The organism is Stappia sp. (assembly GCF_040110915.1).
Lineage (GTDB): Bacteria > Pseudomonadota > Alphaproteobacteria > Rhizobiales > Stappiaceae > Stappia.
Map to the genome: position 1 here is coordinate 673708 of NZ_CP157793.1, position 18943 is coordinate 692650.

At 68.8% G+C, this 18943-nt stretch carries 22 protein-coding genes; 12 read left to right on the top strand and 10 right to left on the bottom strand.

All coding sequences use genetic code 11. The features are described 5' to 3' along the window. Positions 1-60: 60 nt before the first annotated feature. Complete coding sequence (locus ABL312_RS03020) at positions 61-1092, bottom strand: extracellular solute-binding protein (protein WP_349359904.1); 1032 nt, start codon at positions 1090-1092, stop codon at positions 61-63. A gap of 257 nt (positions 1093-1349) precedes the next feature. Here ABL312_RS03020 and ABL312_RS03025 point away from each other — a divergent pair, with 257 nt between their 5' ends. Genes ABL312_RS03025 through ABL312_RS03035 form a run of 3 tightly spaced genes read left to right on the top strand, consistent with a single transcriptional unit; the run spans position 1350 to position 4071 of the window. Beyond that, positions 1350-2345, top strand: a complete 996-nt coding sequence (locus ABL312_RS03025) for an amidoligase family protein (RefSeq protein WP_349359905.1) — start codon at positions 1350-1352, stop codon at positions 2343-2345. Then, the gene (locus ABL312_RS03030; protein WP_349359906.1) at positions 2333-3076 is read left to right on the top strand and encodes a gamma-glutamyl-gamma-aminobutyrate hydrolase family protein; all 744 of its coding nucleotides are present in this window, start codon (positions 2333-2335) and stop codon (positions 3074-3076) included. The genes ABL312_RS03025 and ABL312_RS03030 overlap by 13 nt, the downstream gene beginning before the upstream one ends. Further along, entirely contained in the window at positions 3073-4071 is a 999-nt protein-coding gene (locus ABL312_RS03035) for a putative sulfate exporter family transporter (protein ID WP_349359907.1), read from the top strand. Before ABL312_RS03030 ends, ABL312_RS03035 begins: the two co-directional genes overlap by 4 nt. A 21-nt stretch (positions 4072-4092) precedes the next feature. Here the strand turns inward: ABL312_RS03035 and ABL312_RS03040 are convergent, their stop codons facing one another. From ABL312_RS03040 to ABL312_RS03050, 3 genes are all read right to left on the bottom strand, one after another. Continuing rightward, positions 4093-5094: a cyclodeaminase gene (locus tag ABL312_RS03040; protein ID WP_349359908.1), complete on the bottom strand. Its 1002-nt coding sequence runs from the start codon at positions 5092-5094 to the stop codon at positions 4093-4095. Continuing rightward, complete coding sequence (eutB, locus tag ABL312_RS03045; RefSeq protein ID WP_349359909.1) at positions 5084-6091, bottom strand: hydroxyectoine utilization dehydratase EutB; 1008 nt, start codon at positions 6089-6091, stop codon at positions 5084-5086. Before eutB ends, ABL312_RS03040 begins: the two co-directional genes overlap by 11 nt. Positions 6092-6257: 166 nt before the next feature. After that, a complete protein-coding gene (locus tag ABL312_RS03050) occupies positions 6258-7580 on the bottom strand; it encodes an acetamidase/formamidase family protein (protein ID WP_349359910.1) in 1323 nt (440 codons plus the stop codon). Positions 7581-7857: 277 nt separating this feature from the next. On the opposite strand from ABL312_RS03050, the gene ABL312_RS03055 reads away from it, so the two are divergent. Beyond that, a complete protein-coding gene (locus ABL312_RS03055) occupies positions 7858-8907 on the top strand; it encodes an FAD-dependent oxidoreductase (RefSeq protein WP_349359911.1) in 1050 nt (349 codons plus the stop codon). Between the two features lie 133 nt (positions 8908-9040). Here the strand turns inward: ABL312_RS03055 and ABL312_RS03060 are convergent, their stop codons facing one another. From ABL312_RS03060 to ABL312_RS03070, 3 genes are all read right to left on the bottom strand, one after another. Then, positions 9041-9199 carry a hypothetical protein gene (locus ABL312_RS03060; protein WP_349359912.1) on the bottom strand — a complete coding sequence of 53 codons (159 nt, stop codon included), beginning with the start codon at positions 9197-9199 and terminating at the stop codon, positions 9041-9043. 5 nt (positions 9200-9204) lie between these two features. Then, the gene (locus tag ABL312_RS03065) at positions 9205-9891 is read right to left on the bottom strand and encodes an acyl-homoserine-lactone synthase (protein WP_349359913.1); all 687 of its coding nucleotides are present in this window, start codon (positions 9889-9891) and stop codon (positions 9205-9207) included. 120 nt (positions 9892-10011) lie between these two features. Beyond that, the gene (locus tag ABL312_RS03070) at positions 10012-10737 is read right to left on the bottom strand and encodes a LuxR family transcriptional regulator (RefSeq protein ID WP_349359914.1); all 726 of its coding nucleotides are present in this window, start codon (positions 10735-10737) and stop codon (positions 10012-10014) included. A 299-nt stretch (positions 10738-11036) separates the two neighbouring features. Between ABL312_RS03070 and ABL312_RS03075 the strand changes: the two genes are divergently transcribed. After that, the gene (locus ABL312_RS03075; protein WP_349359915.1) at positions 11037-11210 is read left to right on the top strand and encodes a hypothetical protein; all 174 of its coding nucleotides are present in this window, start codon (positions 11037-11039) and stop codon (positions 11208-11210) included. A gap of 302 nt (positions 11211-11512) precedes the next feature. On the opposite strand, the gene ABL312_RS03080 is transcribed toward ABL312_RS03075, so the two are convergent. Continuing rightward, a complete protein-coding gene (locus tag ABL312_RS03080; RefSeq protein ID WP_349359916.1) occupies positions 11513-11926 on the bottom strand; it encodes a DUF4149 domain-containing protein in 414 nt (137 codons plus the stop codon). Next, entirely contained in the window at positions 11919-12956 is a 1038-nt protein-coding gene (locus ABL312_RS03085) for an FAD-dependent oxidoreductase (RefSeq protein ID WP_349359917.1), read from the bottom strand. The genes ABL312_RS03080 and ABL312_RS03085 overlap by 8 nt, the downstream gene beginning before the upstream one ends. A gap of 173 nt (positions 12957-13129) precedes the next feature. Between ABL312_RS03085 and ABL312_RS03090 the strand changes: the two genes are divergently transcribed. The 5 genes from ABL312_RS03090 (at position 13130) to ABL312_RS03110 (ending at position 16891) form a co-directional block, all read left to right on the top strand. Continuing rightward, positions 13130-13903: a glucose 1-dehydrogenase gene (locus ABL312_RS03090; protein WP_349359918.1), complete on the top strand. Its 774-nt coding sequence runs from the start codon at positions 13130-13132 to the stop codon at positions 13901-13903. A gap of 121 nt (positions 13904-14024) precedes the next feature. After that, the gene (locus ABL312_RS03095; RefSeq protein ID WP_349359919.1) at positions 14025-14462 is read left to right on the top strand and encodes a DUF2948 family protein; all 438 of its coding nucleotides are present in this window, start codon (positions 14025-14027) and stop codon (positions 14460-14462) included. A 54-nt stretch (positions 14463-14516) separates the two neighbouring features. After that, positions 14517-15812, top strand: a complete 1296-nt coding sequence (gene hisD / locus ABL312_RS03100; protein WP_349359920.1) for a histidinol dehydrogenase — start codon at positions 14517-14519, stop codon at positions 15810-15812. Positions 15813-15935: 123 nt separating this feature from the next. Then, positions 15936-16433, top strand: coding sequence for a UPF0262 family protein (locus ABL312_RS03105; protein WP_349359921.1), 498 nt, complete (start codon positions 15936-15938; stop codon positions 16431-16433). 53 nt (positions 16434-16486) lie between these two features. Further along, positions 16487-16891 (top strand): protein-tyrosine-phosphatase, encoded by a 405-nt coding sequence (locus ABL312_RS03110; RefSeq protein ID WP_349361328.1) that lies wholly within the window; start codon positions 16487-16489, stop codon positions 16889-16891. A gap of 50 nt (positions 16892-16941) precedes the next feature. On the opposite strand, the gene ABL312_RS03115 is transcribed toward ABL312_RS03110, so the two are convergent. Continuing rightward, on the bottom strand, positions 16942-17604 hold the full coding sequence (locus ABL312_RS03115; RefSeq protein ID WP_349359922.1) for an imm11 family protein: 663 nt from the start codon (positions 17602-17604) through the stop codon (positions 16942-16944). Between the two features lie 251 nt (positions 17605-17855). Between ABL312_RS03115 and infA the strand changes: the two genes are divergently transcribed. Then, positions 17856-18074: a translation initiation factor IF-1 gene (gene infA, locus ABL312_RS03120; RefSeq protein ID WP_224807306.1), complete on the top strand. Its 219-nt coding sequence runs from the start codon at positions 17856-17858 to the stop codon at positions 18072-18074. Positions 18075-18096: 22 nt separating this feature from the next. Further along, the gene (locus tag ABL312_RS03125) at positions 18097-18780 is read left to right on the top strand and encodes a Maf-like protein (protein ID WP_374730172.1); all 684 of its coding nucleotides are present in this window, start codon (positions 18097-18099) and stop codon (positions 18778-18780) included. Positions 18781-18943 lie beyond the last annotated feature (163 nt).

Genomic DNA, 18943 nt, shown 5'->3' on the forward strand with positions numbered 1-18943 from the left:
CGCCCCCTGCGCGGGCAAGCGCAGGGGGCGGTTCGGTGGCAGCCGAAAAAGGCGTGCGGCTTATTTCCAGCCCACCTCGTTCAGCAGCTTCTGCGCGTCCGCGATGTTGCCGGCGATCGCCGAGGCGTCCACGTCGTCGGGCTTGAAGAAGCCGAGGCGGGCGACCGACGGGCTGAGGCCGACGCCCGGAACGGCCGGATATTCGTCATTGCCGGCCGAGAAGTATTCCTGCGCCTGATCGGAGGCGAGATACTCCAGGAAGCGGATGGCGTTGTCCTTGTTCGGCGCATGTGCCGCAACACCGCCGCCGGACAGGTTCATGTGCGCGCCGAAGGTGTCCTGGTTGGGGAAGGTCCAGCCGAACATGTCGAGGCTGTCGGACACGCCGTCCACGTCCTTGCGGATCGCGCGGCCGAAGTAATAGGTGTTGGACATGGCGATGTCGCACTCGCCCGACACGATGCCGCGCAACTGGTCGGTGTCGCCGCCCTGCGGGTCGCGCGCGAAGTTGCCGACGACCGCCTCGGCCCACTCCTTCACCGCGTCGGCGCCCAGATGCTCGATGAGCGCGGCGGTGATCGTCTGCGTGTAGACGTTGGACGACGAGCGGATGCAGATCTGGCCCTTGTACTTCGGATCGGCGAGATCCTGGTAGGTGCGCGGCGGCTCGCTCACGTCGTTCTTGTCGTAGAACAGGATGCGGGCGCGCTGCGAGAAGCCGTACCACTGGCCGTCGTCGTCACGCACGTAGTCGGGCAGGCGGGCATTGAGCACCGGCGAGTCGATCGACTGGAGCAGGCCCATGTCCTTGGCGCGCTCCAGGCGCGAGGTGTCGACCGTGAGGAGAATGTCGGCCGGGCTGTTCTCGCCTTCCGCCTGCATGCGGGTCAGCAGCTCGTCGGCATTGCCCTCGATACGGTTGATCGTGATGCCGGTCATTTCCTCGAAATCGGAATACAGCCGTTCATCGGTATCGTAATGGCGCGACGAATAGAGATTGAGTTCGCCATTGGCGAGCGCAAGCGGCGAGGAAGCCAGCAGCAGCGCGGCCGCAAGGCCGGCGCATGCGAGCGGGGAACGCGATGTGGACATGGACATCTCCCTTTTGTCCCTTTCGGAGGATGGTCGCGGCCAAACATGACCGTAATACTCCACTAAAGGAACGAGTCGTCGGGTCAAGTGAAATCGGACTATTTGAGTCAAGAATTCACCGGTCCTGTGCCGTTTGTCCCGATGGACCGTGACCGACCGGGCATGCGGGAGCGGTTCCTCTTGCGCGCGAGGGGAGGATCGTGCCACGCCTCAGGAACAATTCGCAGAACAGCGCGGTGGCAAGGGGCGAAGGCCGGATGACAGAGTTTGAAGATCTCGCGCGCCGGATTCCGGGCGATCGCTTCTGGCCTTTGCCCGTGCCGACGGTCGAGGGTGCGGCCGAGCGCCGGACCGGGGTGGAAATCGAGTTCTCCGGGCTGACCGAGGCCGACGCGGCCGCGCTGGTCGCGGCCCTGTGGGGCGGAACCGTCGTGGCCGAGGGCGCGCATGCGCTCACCGTCGAGGGCGGTCGCCTCGGAGAGGTCAAGGTCGAGCTCGATATCTTCCTGCGGGACAAGGCGCAATCGGCGCTCGCCGACCGGCTGCTCGACCTGTCGCGCGAGGTCGTGCCGGTGGAGATCGTCACCGCGCCGCTGACCATGGGCGATCTCCCCGAGGTCGACCGTCTGATGGACCGTCTCGACGCGGCCGGGGCGCTGGGGTCGGGGGAGGGGGTGTTGCTCGCTTTCGGCATTCATCTTAATCCGGAAGTCGCCGCGCGCACCGCCGACTTCATCGTGCCGGTCGCGCGGGCCTATGCGCTGGTCGAGCACTGGCTGCGCGCCTCGAGCCCGCCCGATCCCATGCGCCGTCTGCTGCCTTTCGTGAACCCCTGGCCGCGCGGCTTCGTCGACCGCATCGCGGAGGAGGGCGCAAGCTGGGATCTGCCGCGCCTGCGCGACGTCTATCTCGATCTCGTGGGCACTCGCAATCACGGGCTCGATCTCCTGCCGCTGCTCACCGAGCTGTTTCCGGAGGCGGTGCGCGCCGCCCTGCCGAGCGGGCAGGTCAAGGGCGGTCGCCCCACCTGGCACTATCGCCTGCCCGAAACGCGGCTCGGTGGCGAGCATCGCTCCATCGCCGTGGAGTGGAACCGCTGGGTGCTCGTCGAGCGCGTGGCCGCCGAACCCGATCTGCTCGACCGGCTGGCCTTTGCCTGGGCCGAGCATCGCGCCGCGCTGACCTCCTTCCGCTCCGACTGGGCGCATGACGTGAACCGCATTCTGGCCGAGGCCGACATATGGAGGGGGTGATCCCGCGCATCGGCGTGACGACCTCGGTCCGCTCCGGCTGGCGGATCTTTCCGCTTTTCGCCCTCAATCTGTGGTGGGCCGGCGGGCGGGGCCTGCGTTGGGACACCCGCCGCGACGTCGACCTGTCGGCTGCCGACGGGCTGATCGTCGGCGGCGGCGACGACATCTCGCCCGCTCTCTACGACGGCGACCTGCGCATCGCGGCGCGGCTCGATCCGGATCGCGATGCGCTGGAGCGCGGTCTGGTCGACGCGGCCCTCGCCGCCGGCAAGCCGGTGCTCGGCGTCTGCCGCGGCGCGCAGATGCTGAACGTGGCGCTCGGCGGCAGCCTGCATCAGGACGCCTATGCCGTGCATGCCGACAGCCGCTACATGCGCACCGTTCTGCCGCGCAAGGGGGTGCATCTGGAGGCCGACAGCCTGCTTGCGGAGATCGCCGGCCCCGAACCGATGCGCGTCAACGCGCTGCACACGCAGGCGGTCGACCGGCTCGGCGCCGGGCTGAGGGTCGCCGCGCGCGACGAGGGCGGCATGGTGCAGGCGCTGGAGCGCGCCGAACCGCCCTTTGCGCTCGGCGTGCAATGGCATCCCGAGCATCTCATCTACGCCCGGCGCCAGCGTGCCCTGTTCCGCGCGCTGGTGCGGGCCGCCGCCGCCTATCGCCAACACGGCCATCAGATCGCGGCGGTGGAGGCGGATGCGCGCGCGGAGCACGCGGAGCACGGGCTGTGAGGATCGCCGCCTCGCCCGCGCGGCTTCTGCCCGGCGTGCTGCTCGCGCTGGTGATCGGCGCGGCCGCCGGGTTCCTGTCCGACCACTACGGCGGACCGGCCATGCTGTTCGCGCTCCTGATCGGCATGGCCTTCAACTTCCTCAGCGAGGACGCCCGTTTTTCCGCCGGCATCACCTTTTCCTCCCGCAGCTTGCTGCGCCTTGGCGTCGCGCTGCTCGGCGCGCGGGTGACCGCCTCGGAAATCGCCGGGCTCGGCTGGCAGACCGGCCTCGCCGTGGTCGGCCTCATCGCCCTGACCATCGCCACCGGCTTTGCCGCCTGCCGGCTGTTCGGGCGCGGCTGGCGCTTCGCGGTCTTGACCGGCGGATCGGTCGCCATCTGCGGGGCCTCTGCGGCGCTTGCGATTGCCGCCGCGCTGCCCGCCAACGACAAGCTGGAGCGCAACACGCTCTTCACGGTAATCGCGGTGACCACGCTGTCGACCGTCGCCATGGTCGCCTATCCGCTGCTGTTCGCCGCGCTGGATTTCTCCGACCGGGAGATCGGCTTCCTGATCGGCGCGACCATCCACGACGTGGCGCAGGTGGTGGGGGCGGGCTATCTCGTCTCGGAGGAGACCGGCGATCTCGCCACCATCGTCAAGCTGCTGCGGGTCAGCCTGTTGCCGGTGGTGCTCGTTGTCCTGCTTCTGGCCCTGCGGGTGTCGGGGGCCGGAGGGCGCGGCGGCGCGCCGGGGCTGCCCGGCTTCGTGATCGGCTTCGCGGTGCTCGCCGGGCTCAACAGCTTCGGCCTCTTGCCGCCGCTCGTCGTGACGGTGGCGAGCGAGCTCTCCCGCCTGTTGCTGGTCACAGCCATTGCGGCCCTTGGCGTCAAGACCGCGCTCGGTGCGATGACCAAGGTCGGCGGCGGGCATATCGGGATCGTCGTGGTGGAAAGCCTGGTGCTGGTGGCGGCCGCAAGCGCGCTTGTCGCGTTCGGCCTGCTCACGCTGTAAGATCGACCAGCGAGCGCGCCGTCAGACGGGAATGGACGTGCCACTCTCTCCGAGCCGCTTGAACACATGGGTCGCGATGGCCGTGTCCTGCGCGCCGGTACCTGTGAGGTCGCAAAGGGTTACGGCCTCCGGGCCGGGGCGTCCCGGATGTTCGCCGGCGATCACCTGGCCCAGTTCCACCGGCGTGCCGCCCGGCCACAGTCCGGCCGCCTTCACCGCGCGCAGCTCGCCCATCGTCTCGCACTGGCTTGCCCGGTCGCAGACATAGAGATCGGCCGCGACCAGCGCCTCGGGTGCGATTTCGGTCTTGCCGGCCTGATCCGAGCCCATCGCGGTGATATGCAGCCCCGGATGCAGCCACTCCGCCATCACGAGAGGGCTGCGCGCCGGTGTCGTCGTCACCACGAGCTGGCTGTCGCGCACAAGCCGTTCCGCGCTGTCGGCAACGCGCGCGTCGATGCCGAGCGTGCGGGCGAGATCGTCGGCGCAGGCCGCCGCCTTTGCCGTGTCGCGGCCCCACACCAGCAGCCGGGAAAAGGGGCGGACCAGATGGGCGGCGCGCATCTGCAAGCGCGCCTGCACGCCGGTGCCGATCACGCCGGCGGTCTCGACCCGCTCGGGCGCGAGGTGCCGGGCGGCCACGGCGCCGGCGGCGGCCGTGCGGATGTCGGTGAGATGGCCGTTGTCGAGAAAGACCGCCTGCACCAGTCCCGTCCTGGCGCAAAACAGGATCATCAGCCCGTTGAGCGACGGCAGGCCGAGCTTCGGATTGTCGAAGAAGCCCGGGCTCACCTTGATCGCGAACCCGTCGAATCCGGGGATATAGGCGGTCTTGACGTCGACCTCGCCATGGACGTCGGCAAGTTCCATCGACAGCACCGGCGGCATGACGACCGCGCCGCTTGCAAGCGCGGCGAAGGCGGCCTCGATCACGTCGACCGTTTGCCGATCGAGCCGGATGATCTGGCGCAACTCGGTTTCGGTGACGATGCGGATGTCGCGGCGCGGCGGGCTATCGGGCATAAGTGCGTCCCTTCACGGTCCTGTCTCCGAGTTGCACGTCCTGACCCGTGATCACACGGGTGAAGACGGTCATGTCCACGTTGCGGCCGGTGATGATGGTGGCGAGCGGCCCGTCGCGCGGGGCGATGCGGCCCGACAGGCAGGCGGCGAGCCCGACGACGCAGGCGCCCTCGGCGACGATCCGGTCCTCGTAATAGAGCACCTGCATGGCATGATAGATCTCTTCCTCGCCGACCAGCACGATGTCGTCCAGAAGGTCGCGGCAGAGCGGAAAGGACAGGCGGTTGTCGAGCCCGATCCCGCCGCCGAGCGAATCCGCGAGGCTCGGCACTTCCTCGACCTCGACCGGATGGCCGGCATCGATGGAGGCCTTCATCGCCGCGCCCCGGTCCATGCTGATCCCGATGACGCGGATATCCGGCTTGATCGACTTGGCCGCCAGCGCGACCCCGGCGGCAAGCCCGCCGCCCGACAGCGGCACCAGCAGCGTGTCGAGATCGGGACGCGCGGCAAGCATTTCCAGCCCCGTGGTGCCCTGACCGGCGATGACGTGGGGATCGTCGAAGGGCGAGATTTCGGCGAGTCCCTCCTTGACGACGAGCCGCCGGCTCTCGGCGAGCGCGTCGTCCTGCGAGCGGCCGACGATGCGCACCTCGGCGCCGAGCGCGCGGATGCCGTCGACCTTGGCCTGCGGCACCAGGTCGGACATGCAGATCACCGCGCGCAGCCCGCGCCCGCGCGCCGCATGGGCGACGCCGCGTCCGTGATTGCCGGTGGAACAGCAGGTGACGCCGGCCGTGCCCTCGGGCAGCGCCATCACCGCGTTGACCGCGCCGCGCAGCTTGAAGGCGCCGATGGGCTGCATGTTTTCAAGCTTCAGAAGGAACTCCCGCCCGACCCTCGCGCTCATGAAGGGCGAGGGAACGAGGGGCGTTGCATCCGCCACGCCGGCCAGCGTGCGCCGCGCGGCGAGAATATCGGCAAGGGTGAGGCTCATGCCGTCCCATCATGGGGACGCGGGGCGCGCGATCAAGCGCGAAAGCGCCGGCGGCTGGCCGCCATGCGACGCGGAGGCCGGCACCCGCGGCGGGACACATCCCGCCGTAGGTCTGTAAAGCGCGGCGGGAAACATCCCGCCGCGGGTGAGAGCGATGCTCGATGGCCTACAGGTCGTATTGCTCGCGGGCGTAATCGCCGAGCCCGACCGCGTCGAGTTTCGCGAGCGGCGCGAGGAACGTCACCTGAATGACGCCCGGCGCGCGGCCGATCTCGATGGCGCCATTGACGGTCGCGCGGTTGCGGATTTCCGCCACCGTCACGTCGAGCAGCTTTGCCGCGCGGGCCAGACCGTTCTCGATGGCGTCGTTGAGGTTGGCCGCCGTGCCGATGACCGAGATCGGAGCGAGCGGCTCGATCTCGTCGACGCCCCATTTTGCGGCGAGCCGCTGGCCCTTGGCCTTCTCCGCGTCGCTGAAGGGGCGGGCGAGCGGCGGCAGGTCCTCCACCAGCGGGAACAGCACCGGCCCGTCGAGCGGATAGCCCTTCACCACCTCGACCTGCAGCGTGACGCTGCCCGAGACATCCATCGTGTGGCCGGCGATCTCGCCGTCGCCCTGGCCGGCATGCATGTCGCCCATGTAGACGCCGGCGCCCGGCACCTTCACCGGCGCCACGAGGATCGCCCCGGCGCGCACCGCGTCGATGTCGAGGTGACCGTCCGTGCGATGCTCGGCGAGCTGTTCCTCCGTCAGCGCGTAATCGTGCGGCGCGCCGACCAGAAAGGCGCCGAAATCTCCGGCGTTGTGGCTGTCGGGGATCGGCATCGACGGGCAGGTGCCGAGCTGGCCCATGAAGGGCCGCATGCGGATCAGCGTGCCCGGCATGTCGGAGGGCGCATAGGTGAGGATCGAGTGCTGACGGCTCGCGTCGGGCAGGGCGGAGTAATGCGCCGCATCGCGCGCCATGGTCTCGGCCGCCGCCTTCGGCACCGTCAGCCCGACCGTGCGCGTGTCGTCGAAGGTGACGGTGTAGCCATGCACGACCTCGAAGGGCTTCACCGTGTTGCCGCAGACGTCGCATTTGACCGCGTCGCCGCCGATCCCTTCCACGTGGGTTTCCGGCCAGACCGTGTCGCAGGACGGACAGCGCGCGGCGACGTAAGGATCGCCGAGACAGAAGCCTTCCGGCGAACTGTCGTGGCCCGAGGCGGTGGCGATCGAGGTCACGGTGATGTCGCGAATGCGGATGGCAACCCCGTCGCCGGGCTCCGCGCCCTCCACGAAGACCGGCTGCGTGACCTCATGTCCGCCGCGCAGGCTGGGGGTGATCATCGGACCCCAGCAGCCCGGTGCGGTGTTGGCGATCACCGTGCCGCCGTTCTCGACGGGGCCGAGCATCGGCGCGCCGGGATCGAGAATGCCGTTGGTGAAGGTCTGAACGACGACGCTGCGCTGTGCCTTCAGGTTGCCCTGCGATCCGTCCGCCATGATGCTGCTCTCCCGCACGCGTTGATATTTGCAACTTCTCTGAAGTGGCAGGGTAGGGCAATGCACCGGGAAGGCAAGCGCCGCGACCGGCAGCACGCGGACGCGGCCGGACTGGCCGCCGGCCCCCGTTTGCCACGGGCGGCCGAAGCCGCTGCGTCCGGCGGGACTGGCCGAACGAAAGGCGCCGGCCTAGATGAAGATCAGTCTTTTTCCCAAGGGATCGCCGCGCCTGCTGTCAAAGGGACGCGCGGTCCCGATGTCCGATGGATTCTTCAGCATGCAAACGGATATTGCCATCGTCGGCGGCGGTCTCGCCGGCCTGTCGCTCGCCGAGCGCCTGCATCGCGCCGGGCGCGACGTCCGCCTCTTCGAGGCCCGGGACCGGCTCGGCGGGCGCATCGACGCGCTCAGAACCCCGACCGGGGCCGTCGATCTCGGCCCCTCGTGGTTCTGGCCGGGGCAACCGCGCATGGCGGCGCTCGTCGCGGACCTCGGCCTGACCGCCTTCGCACAATATGCGCAAGGGGCGATCTGTTACGAGGACGAAGGCGGCACGGTCCATCGCGGCATGGGTTTCGCGTCCATGGCCGGATCGTTGCGCGTGGCCGGCGGCATGATCCGGCTGGTGGAGGACCTGGTCGCGCGCCTGCCGCCCGAGCGGCTTCACACGGGAGCCCGCGTCACGGGGCTTGCGCGGGACGGCCGGGTGACCTTCGCCGACGGGCAGACGCTTGAGGCCGGACATATCGTGCTTGCCCTGCCGCCGCGCCTCGCCGCCCGTCTGAGATTTTCGCCCGACCTTGCGCCGGAGCAGCTCCGCGCACTGGACGATATCCCGACCTGGATGGGCGCGCATGCGAAATTCGTGGCGGTCTACGACACGCCCTTCTGGCGCGCGGACGGGCTTTCGGGGGATGCGATGAGCCGGCACGGCCCGCTGATGGAAATCCACGATGCGAGCGGTCCGGAGGGGACGCCGGCCGCGCTCTTCGGCTTTTTCGGCGTGCCGGCCGACCAGCGCGCGGGCAAGGGGGCGGAGATCGGGCAGGCCGCGCTCGACCAGTTGGCCCGCCTCTTCGGGCCGCAGGCGCTGAGCCCGCGCCAGACGGCGTTGCGCGACTGGGCTTTCGAAGGGGAGACGGCGGTCCCGGCGGATCACGTGCCGCCGCGCGCTCATCCCGACTACGGTCTGCCGGCGGATCTGCGCGATCCCTGGGAGGGACGTCTGCAGTTCGCGGTGAGCGAGATGGCGCCTGAAATGGGCGGCTTCCTGGAGGGGGCGCTGGCGGCCGCCGAGGCCGCGGCGGAGCGTCTTCCGCGGGCCTGATATCTCCGGCCACTCAGGTCGCTGTCGACCTGGAACCGCTCGCCGGGTCGTCGCCCGGTCTCAGACAACAGACCGCCGGTGCACGGGACGCGCGTGCCCCGCGCACCGGTTTGCTTCACTCAGGTGCCCACTGTCAGCGCTTGGCTTCCTCGTAGAGCTCGATCAGCGCCATCTCCAGAATGTAGTCGAGCATGGCGAGGTCCGATTCCTTGGCCAGCCGGCGGGCCTCGACGATCGTTTCGCGAATGCGGACGATGTTGGTGTGGTCGGGACGTGTGTCGGTATCGATCATGACGGTCATCCATCAAGGTGCTGGGGGAGGGTGACGCTGCGCGTCGCGGGGAAGACGTGGGTGTGGTGGCGGGCCGGCGGCCCCTTGCGGACAAGGCAGGGGTAGTCGACGCCGCGCAACTCGCGGGTTGCCCGAAGCGCCTCTTCTGACGGGGTCAGGGCCACCGCAATGGCCGGCGATCCGTCGATCTCGCGCGGCAGGCCGAGCGGCTCGGGCGCCCAGCCGCAATCGGAAAACCGCGGCAGCCACCAGGCGTCGACAACGCCGGTGAGGCGGGAAATGCCTTCTTCCAGGCAGAATTCGAGGATCGCGCACATCACTTCGGAGCCGATGCGGGCGTAGCCGCTTTCCTCGCGGAACTCCGGGATCACGAAAACGCGCGTCCATTCCAGGATGTCGGGCCCGCGCGGGATGCCGCGCGGCGCGAGATGGGGAAACACATCCGCGAGCAGATGCGGGCAGGTGGTGGGGGTCAGCCGCGATCCGCCGATCACCCGCTCGCCGTCGAGCGCCAGGAGATAGAGCGAATCTTCCGTGTCGAACTGATCGACCTCGCGGCCGTCCGGCCGGGCGATGTCGGTCCATCCGCGCTCGCCGACATAAATGTCGTGCCGGATGCGGAAATGCTCTTCAATCTGCTTTGTATAAAGATGACGATTGTCGTGATGGATGAGATGAACGCGCGCGTGCATGGCGGCCCCCTGCAATCGTTTCGGTGCGGACTGGCAATGACCGCAATTTGAACGATGCAGGCGCGTGCGAATACCGTCACATCTGACGCTTGACGGAGAGGAAGCAGGCTCCGGGGAAGCTTAAAGCGCGATTTCGCCCAGACGCAGGGCCTTGACCACCGCGGCCGTGCGGTTGAGCGTATCCAGCTTCTGGCTGGCGCTTTGAATGTGGCCGTGGACCGTGCGCGCCGATATGCCGAGGATCGCGCCGATCTCCCAATTGGTCTTGCCTTCCGCCGCCCATTGCAGGACGTCGCGCTCGCGCTCCGAAAGCTGCCGGCGGCCCCGCCGGATCGGGCGGATCAGGTCGCGCAGCGTCGCATGCGCATAGAGCGCGAGCAGATGCACCGCCGGTCCGTTCTGGCCCGCCAGATCCAGATCCTCGCCCGCCATGGTGACGCAGGCCTGTTCGCCCCGCGCGCCGAAAATGGGCACCGAGAAGCCGTCCCGGAGGCCGAAATCGGCGGCCCGGTTCATCACCCGCTGCGCCTGAAGGTCGTCGCGCGGATAGACGACGTCACGCCACCGGAAGGGGTTGATGGTCTGGCGGGAATGCGCCGCCATGGGGTCGTGCTTGTAGAACCCCTCACGCAAATAGAGATGGTACCAGTCGCGCGGCCAGCCGTTGAAGAGGACGTGATCGCCCAGATCTTCCTGCACGGGCGGCAGCCCGGTCACCAGGAAGGCGCTGAACCCGAAGGTCTCCAGGGCGCTCGACAGCAGATCGACGACATCGTCGACGGATGTGGCGGTGCGTATCCGGTCCACCCGGTCGAGCGCATCATGCGTGGTGGTCGTCAGCCTCATGTCCTTTCCTTTCGCCCGAAGCGGACCCTTCCCCTGAGGCAACATCTGTCAAGACCGCATCGTCTGCTTGTCGCGTCCGGCCGGGGTCTTTTTCCGTCGTCCGGCCGCGCCGCCGCCTCTTTGCGGGCCGCCGCCGCTCCGCGCCATCCGGGACCTGTCGCGTTTGCCACGTCGTGACCGGGTCGGCGAGGGATCCTCGAGCCGCTTGAGTTTTGAATGAGTATGGGTAAAATTCAAGTCGATTCCATAGTCTATTTGTTCCGTATCCAGTAATTCATCCTCACTTCGGAGCGCGACGGATGGCTGCCCGTGAAATCGACGATCTCCAGCGGCTGATCGCATTGATGGACGAGATGATCCGTCTTGCCGCCGCCGACGGATCGCTGCCGAATACGGAGAGCATCTTGCGCATGGCGCGGGAGTGCATCGACGCCGAGAAGGCGCGTGGCCGCCGCAGCGAGCATCTGAACTGAGTGGCGCCGATCGGGTGCCCGTCCCAGGCTCGAGGAGCCACGTCCGCAGGGTTCACCCCCGCCGCGGCGACCCCTTTCGCCGACGCTCGGGGCACTGCTGGTGGAACTCCGCGCGTGAGGGCCGACACCGCGAACCCGATCTCGCACAACGCAGGCGCCGGCGGCAGGGCGCAGTTGGTCGCATAGGGAAACCCCTGAGCCGCACCGAGATGAGCCGCACCGAGATGAGCCGCACCGAGATGAGCCGCGCCCTTTGATCTGCGCCGGGCAGAGCCGCACCGGGCACGGCTCAAGGGGGGGCATTACCGCGCGAAGACCACAAGGGCCACGGCGACGGCAATCATCTGCGCGACGTTGAGCACGACGGAGCCGCGGTGAAGCACGGCGAAGCGCGATCCGGCGCGGGCGTCGCCGGCAAGGTCCGCGTCGCGGGCCCGGTTGATCGCCGGCATCAGGATCTGCCGGGCGACAAGGCCGCCTGCCGCGACAAGAGCGAGCAGGGCGGCCGCCCGGGGTGCCAGCGCGGCCGCGAGAAGCGCCGCGCCGGCCCCGGCAACGATCACGAACAGATAGTACCAGGGAAACACCGCCCGGATGAAGCGGCCGGCGGTCTCCGCCGGCAGCTTGAGGAAGACGAGCGGCGCGAACAGGGCGGAGAAGCTCACCATGCCGCCGAACAGCGTCGCGGCGGCGAGCAGGGCGGCGATCTCAAGCATCGGCGGTTCCCACCCTTGCGTCGGCGCCCGCGCGCCTCGTCAGGTCGCGTGCCGTCAGCAGACGATCGGCCAGCGCCGCGCCGCTGTCGTGGCCGGCCTCGACCCGCGCGCCGAGACACCAGTCGCCGGCGGCGAAGAGTCCGTCCGGTGCGATCTCCAGAAACGGACGGCCGAGCGGCGTTTCGGTCATCGCGTAGCGCCAGCGATGGGCGGCGGCGTGGCGCACCGGGGGCAGCGGCGCGCCGGCCAGATCGCCGAGCGCGGTCAGAAGCCGGGTGCAGGCCTCCTCCTTCGTCAGCTCCAGATGCGCGCGGCTCCAGTCGGGCGTGGCGTGGACCACGAAGCCCGGCGGCTCGCCCGGGCGGCCGGGCTTGCTGGCACTGCGCGCGATCCAGGCGATCGGCCCCGCGTCGCAACGCGCCGCATCCGGCAGACCGGCGGGCGGGGCGTCGAAGGCGACCATCAGCGTCCAGCACGGCGCGATGCGGACGCGCTCCAGCTCCGCCCGCGCGGACCCGTGATCGGGAAGAAGTGCTGCCACCTGCGGCGCGGGCAGGCACAGCGCCACGGCATCGGCGACATGCGCGGATGCCTCGGCTTCCGCAAACGTCAGACGCCAGGTGCCACCGTCGCGCCGCAAGCCTTCGAGCGTGTGCGAGACGCGGATGTCGAGCCCGGTGGCGAGCGGTTTCACCAGCGACGACATGCCGGGGATGCCGACGATCCGCTCCCCCGTGCCGGACGGTGCGGCGTCGATCGCATCGGCGGCGGGCCAGGGGGCCGCCATGCCGGCCTCGATGGCCGCCTTCAGAACCGCCGCGAAGTCGGAGCCATGCGCGCGGGCGAATTGCGCCCCGTGGTCGAAGGTCAGCCCCTCGGCCGTGCGGCGGGTGGCGATGCGTCCGCCGAGGCCCCGCGACTTGTCGAAGACGACCGGCGCGAGGCCGGCGTCGGCAAGACGACGGGCGCAGGTCAGTCCGGCGATGCCGGCGCCGACGATGGCGATGCGGGGGCGGGTGGCTGAGGGCATGCGGCAGGGGCTCCGGGCGCGCGGTGATGGAAGTCTGTTGGGTTTCCGTGTCTTACGCCGTTGCATCGGCACCGGATCGCGGTCCGGCGAAGGCTTGCGGGAATTGTGCTGCGCTGCGGTGCATTATACCCTGCCCGAGGTGCGCGGCACGCACCGACATGACGAGAGGGAGCATGGCCATGTCGGACGCCGCGACAACCCCATTCGCCGGAAGGACCGCCGTGGTCACCGGCGGCACCAAGGGAATCGGCCGCGCCAGTTCCCTGGCCCTTGCGCGCAAGGGGGCGCATGTCATCATCGCCGCGCGGGACTGCGAGGCGGGGGAGGCCGTCGTCGACGAGATCGCGGCCGAGGGCGGGCGGGCGTCGTTCATCCGGACCGACGTCACCTCGTCCGACGATCTCGCGGCCCTGCACAAGACGATCCTGGCGCGACATGGACGGCTCGACATCGCCTTCGACAATGCCGGCTATCAGGAGCGGCGCGCGCCGCTCGTCGAGCAGACGGGCGCGGTGTTCGACAAGGTGTTCGACACCAACGTCAAGGCGGTCTTCGAATGTCTCAGGCTGCAGATCCCGATGATGGCGGCCGCCGGCGGCGGGGCCATCGTCGTCAACGCTTCGGTGAGCGGGCTGCGCAATCCCAATCCCGGCTTTTCCGTCTATTCCGCCTCGAAGGCGGCCGTCATTTCGCTCGTGCGCTCCGCCGCGATGGAGGCGGCGGAACAGGGCGTGCGCATCAATCTCGTCGCCCCCGGGCGGGTCAAGACGGAGATGATGCTGTCGTCCAGGGTCATGGACATGGAGGCGGTCGCCGCCGGGCTGCCGATCCGGCGCATGGGCGAGCCGGAGGAGGTCGCGGAGGCGGTGACCTGGCTTGCCTCGGACGCTGCGTCCTTCGTCGTGGGGCATGTGCTGTGCGTCGACGGCGGTTTCATGACGCTGTGAGGCACGACCTTGCGCCGCAGCCGGCCCTGCCGTCTTGCCGTGCGCCGACATTCCGTCTATCTCCGGGCCGAAGGACGGGCCGTCCGGCCCGCGACCGCACGAACGCGCAGACGGGGATCCGATGGAGCAGTTGAAACTCGCCGCACTCGATCCGGAAGACCTCGCGGTGCTGTCCGCGCAGGTGCAGGACGCGGTGCTCAAGGTGGGCGACATCCGCTATCTGCCCGCCGAGGGGCGGCTGGTGATCGCCATGAACCGCTTCGCCTGGGACAAGACGGAGAGCGGCGCGAAGTCGCAGCATGAACGCCGCCGCGCCGCGCTCTCCTTCGCCCGCATCAGCGATCTCAAGGCGCAGAACATCCGCCAGGACGCCCGCGATGCCGTCCTGTCGCTGCTCGCCGTGGAATATGTCCCCGACGAGGCGCCGGCCGGGCGGATCAACCTGTTGTTCGCCGGCGGCGCGACGCTGTCCTTCGCCGTGGAGTGCATCGAGGCGCAGCTTGCCGATCTGGGGGCCGCCTGGGAAACCGGCAGCAAGCCGCACCACACGCTCGACTGATCCGGCGCGCGCTTCGCGCCTCGACCTTGTGTTCCTCATGACCGGGAGAGCCCGTTGGCCCTTCGCCTGACCGTTACCGACCGCGATTTCCAGGACCGTTTCGCCGCCTTGCTCGCGAGCAAGCGCGAGGCCTCGGCCGACGTCGATGCCGTCGTCGGCGACATCCTGCAGGACGTGCAGCAGCGCGGCGACGCGGCGCTGCTCGACTACACGCGGCGCTTCGACCGGCTCGAGGCGGCCTCGGTGGCCGACCTCGCGGTGAGCGAAGCGGAGATCGAGGCCGCCCTTGCCGCCGTGCCGCAGGCAACCCTCGACGCGCTGACGCTGGCACGCGACCGGATCGCCGCCCATCACCAACGCCAGATGCCGAAGGACGACCGCTACACCGATGCGCTCGGCGTGGAACTCGGCTCCCGCTGGACGGCGATCGCCGCCGTGGGGCTCTATGTGCCGGGCGGCACGGCGAGCTATCCCTCGTCCGTTCTGATGAACGCCGTTCCGGCGCGGGTCGCGGGCGTTGAGCGGGTCGTCATGGTGGTGCCGAGCCCCGATGGCGTGCTCAATCCGCTGGTGCTGGCGGCCGCGCATCTGGCCGGCGTCACCGAGATCTACCGGGTGGGCGGCGCGCAGGCCGTGGCCGCGCTCGCCTATGGGACCGAGACCATCGCGCCGGTCGCCAAGATCGTCGGGCCGGGCAACGCCTATGTGGCCGCCGCCAAGCGCCGCGTCTTCGGCACGGTCGGCATCGACATGATCGCCGGTCCGTCCGAGATCCTCGTGGTCGCCGACGGCGCGAACAATCCCGACTGGATCGCCGCCGATCTGCTGTCGCAGGCCGAGCACGACGTCAGCGCCCAGTCGATCCTCATCACCGACGATGCGGGCTTTGCCGGCGCGGTGGAGCAGGCGGTCGATCGCCAGCTCGCGACATTGCCGCGCGCCGAGGTGGCGGCGGCGAGCTGGCGCGATTTCGGCGCGGTGATCTGCCTCGACACGCTGGAGGCCGCGCCGCCGCTGGTCGATGCCATCGCGCCGGAGCATCTGGAACTCGCCGTCGCCGATCCCGAGGCGCTCTTCGCCCGCATCCGCAATGCCGGCGCGGTGTTTCTCGGCCGCCATACGCCGGAAGCCATCGGCGATTATGTCGGCGGGTCGAACCACGTGCTGCCGACCGCGCGCTCGGCGCGGTTTTCCTCCGGCCTGTCGGTGCTCGATTTCGTCAAGCGCACCTCGCTGCTGCGCTGCACGGCGGAAAGCCTGCGCGACCTCGGGCCCGCCGCGATGGCGCTGGCGGAGGCCGAGGGGCTCGGCGCGCACGCGCGCTCCGTCGGCATCCGGCTGAACCTCTGACGCCGCGCTCCGCCTTCGGGGCGGGCGCGCTCCGGCTGCGGCCTTGTCGAAACGGGCGAAGGCGCGGTAGGAGTGCTTGAGCGAGCGCAGGCGCCGCGATGGCGCGCAGGACGGGACGGACAGATGACGGCATCCGAGGAGGCGGGCGCGCAAGGCACCGCACGCCTGATCGACGTGGAACTCGACGAGGGGTCGATCAGCCGCTCCACGCCCGACATAGAGCATGAGCGCGCGGTCGCGATCTACGATCTGATCGAGGACAATGCCTTCGCGCCGGAAGGCGACGACAAGGGCCCCTACCGGCTGAAGCTGTCGCTGGTGGAAAAGCGCCTCGTCTTCGCCGTGGAGCGCGAAAACGGCGATCCGGTCGTCACCCACCTTTTGTCGCTCACCCCCTTGCGCAAGGTGGTGAAGGATTATTTCCTCATCTGCGAGAGCTACTTCGAGGCCATCAAGACGGCGACGCCGAGCCAGATCGAGGCCATCGACATGGGCCGGCGCGGGGTGCACAACGAAGGCTCGCGCATCCTGATGGAGCGTCTCGAAGGCAAGATCCGGGTGGACATGCAGACCGCCAGACGGCTGTTCACCCTGGTGTGCGCCCTGCACTGGAAGGGGTAACGGGCGTGACGCGGCCGGGAACGGCCCCCGCTGCCGTCCTGTTCGCCTGCGGCATGAATGCGGTGCGCTCGCCCATGGCGGCGGCGCTCACCGAACAGCTTTTCCCGCGCCGCATCTATGTGCGTTCCTGCGGCGTGCGCGAGGGCGAGCCCGATCCCTTCGTCGAGGCGGTGATGCAGGAGATCGGCTGCGATCTCTCCCGCCACCGGCCGAAGACCTTCGAGATGCTGGAGGAATCCGGCTTCGACCTGGTCGTGACGCTGGCCCCGGAGGCGCACCACAAGGCGCTGGAGATGACCCGCACCGAGGCCGTCGACGTGGAATACTGGCCGACCGCCGATCCGACGCTGGCCACCGGCTCGCGCGAGCAGATCCTCGACAGTTACCGCGCCGTCCGCGATCAGCTGATGACCCGCATCAAGACGCGCTTCGGCTGGACGCCGACCCCGGGTGGCTGAGATCGGCGCGAGGGGGCGGAAAATCCCGGGAAAGACTATCGGGGAAAAGACTAGACGATGCGCGCTTTGACAAATGAAAAATCGATTCCAAGCTGGGCGGCCTCTATCGCGTCATGCAGCGGGCCGCTCATGAAGATTACCGAATGCAATTTGGGGTCGACCCAAAGATCGGCGCCATCCAATGCCGATTCAGATACCGCGACATCGCCGTCACTCGGCTCTATCGGCCTCTCCCAGATTTCAACACCGGTTTTTTTGTTTCGCGCAAGCAATTTGGCTTTTTTACTTTCACCGGGCAGAAAGCAGTCCTTCTGCGATCCGAAATTCAGAAAGTAGAACGGACCAGGCAGCCGCGTGGTCTTGTCCATCTCGTAGATCGGGAATTCCACGAGGCCGCCCTCGCCGAGATCGAACCCCTTGAGCAACTCGGCCAACTTGCCCTTGACGCAGAAAAAACCCCTAAGCGCGAAAAGGTCCTTCACCCGGGACCAGCGCTTCGGATCGAACACATAGGCCGCTTCGGCGAAGTCTTCCCGCTCAAGCTTTTCGCCTCGACTATACCTAAGCACATTCTGATATTGAGTTTCGGCTAGAGCGCTCTTTTCGAATTTCGGCGGCGCCCAGTCCTGACCGTAGTGCTTCTCCCGGATGCCCAGCTTGTCGAAAAGCCAGTAATTGCTGCCAACCGTGCTGACCCAGATCTCATCCGGCATCTCATGCTCCTCAAGGCGTGGCGCGTCCGGCGCGCGGCGATGCACCTTCCGGTTACATGGATCGCGCGCCCGCGCAACCGTCGAGCGCGCCGGGGGTCTCCGGGATAGGGGCCGGCCCTTGCGGGGGCCTGTCGCGGACGGCGCGCGGCCGTGCGCGGGCCCCTCTGGATGGCGCGAAACTGCCTGTTTCCTTTCTGGATGCGATCCGCTAGGTTCGCCGCCACATCTTCGCACGACAATCAGGAACCCATATGGCCAAGGAAGAAGTCCTCGAATTTCCGGGGGTGGTGACGGAACTGCTGCCGAACGCGACCTTTCGCGTGAAGCTTGAGAACGAGCACGAGATCATCGCCCACACCGCCGGGCGCATGCGCAAGAACCGCATCCGCGTGCTGGCCGGCGACCGCGTGCTGGTCGAGATGACGCCCTACGACCTGACCAAGGGTCGCATCACCTATCGCTTCAAGTAGTTCCCCCGCGTCCCGCGCTCCGATGTCCGACACCGCCCCGACAGCCGATACGACAGCCGCGCCCGCGTCCAAGCCCGCGCGCATGCCGCTGATCCTGGCGTCCGCGTCGCCGCGCCGCCTCGCGCTGCTGCAGCAGATCGGCATCGATCCCGATACGCTGCTCCCCGCCGACATCGACGAGGATCCGCGCAGGGGCGAGACGCCGCGCGCGCTGGCGCAGCGTCTGGCGCGCACCAAGGCGGAAGTGGCCCGCCGGGCCGCCGACCGGGTGGCGGACAATCTCGACGGGCTGGTGCTCGCCGCCGACACGGTGGTCGCCGTGGGGCGCCGGGTGCTGCCCAAGGCCGAGACCCGCGATCAGGCGGAGGCCTGCCTGCAGCTCCTGTCCGGGCGCGGGCACCGGGTCTATACGGCCGTCTGCGTCAGCGCGCCGAAGGACGTCGTCCGCCAGCGCCTGGTGGAAACCCGCGTGCGCTTCAAGCGCCTGTCGCGTGCCGAGATCGCGGCCTATCTGGCCAGCGGCGAATGGCGCGGCAAGGCCGGCGGCTACGCCATCCAGGGGCTGGCCGGCGCCTTCGTCGCCAAGCTCGTCGGCTCCTACACGAATGTCGTCGGCCTGCCGGTCCATGAGACGGCGAACCTGCTGGCCGGATTGAAGTATCCGGTTCTCGAAAGCTGGCACGATCCGGCGCGTATCCGCCCCTGAAGCTTGCCTCTCACGCCAGCCTTTCACGCAAACCGCCGACGCGCGCCTTTTGCGCGCTTTGGGCTTGGCGTCCCCCCTCCATCCTTGCGATAAGACGGTGAGAAGCCCGCCGCGCAGGCGCGCGCAAGACGCGTCGCGCGGTGGCTTGAGGAAACGGCCAACG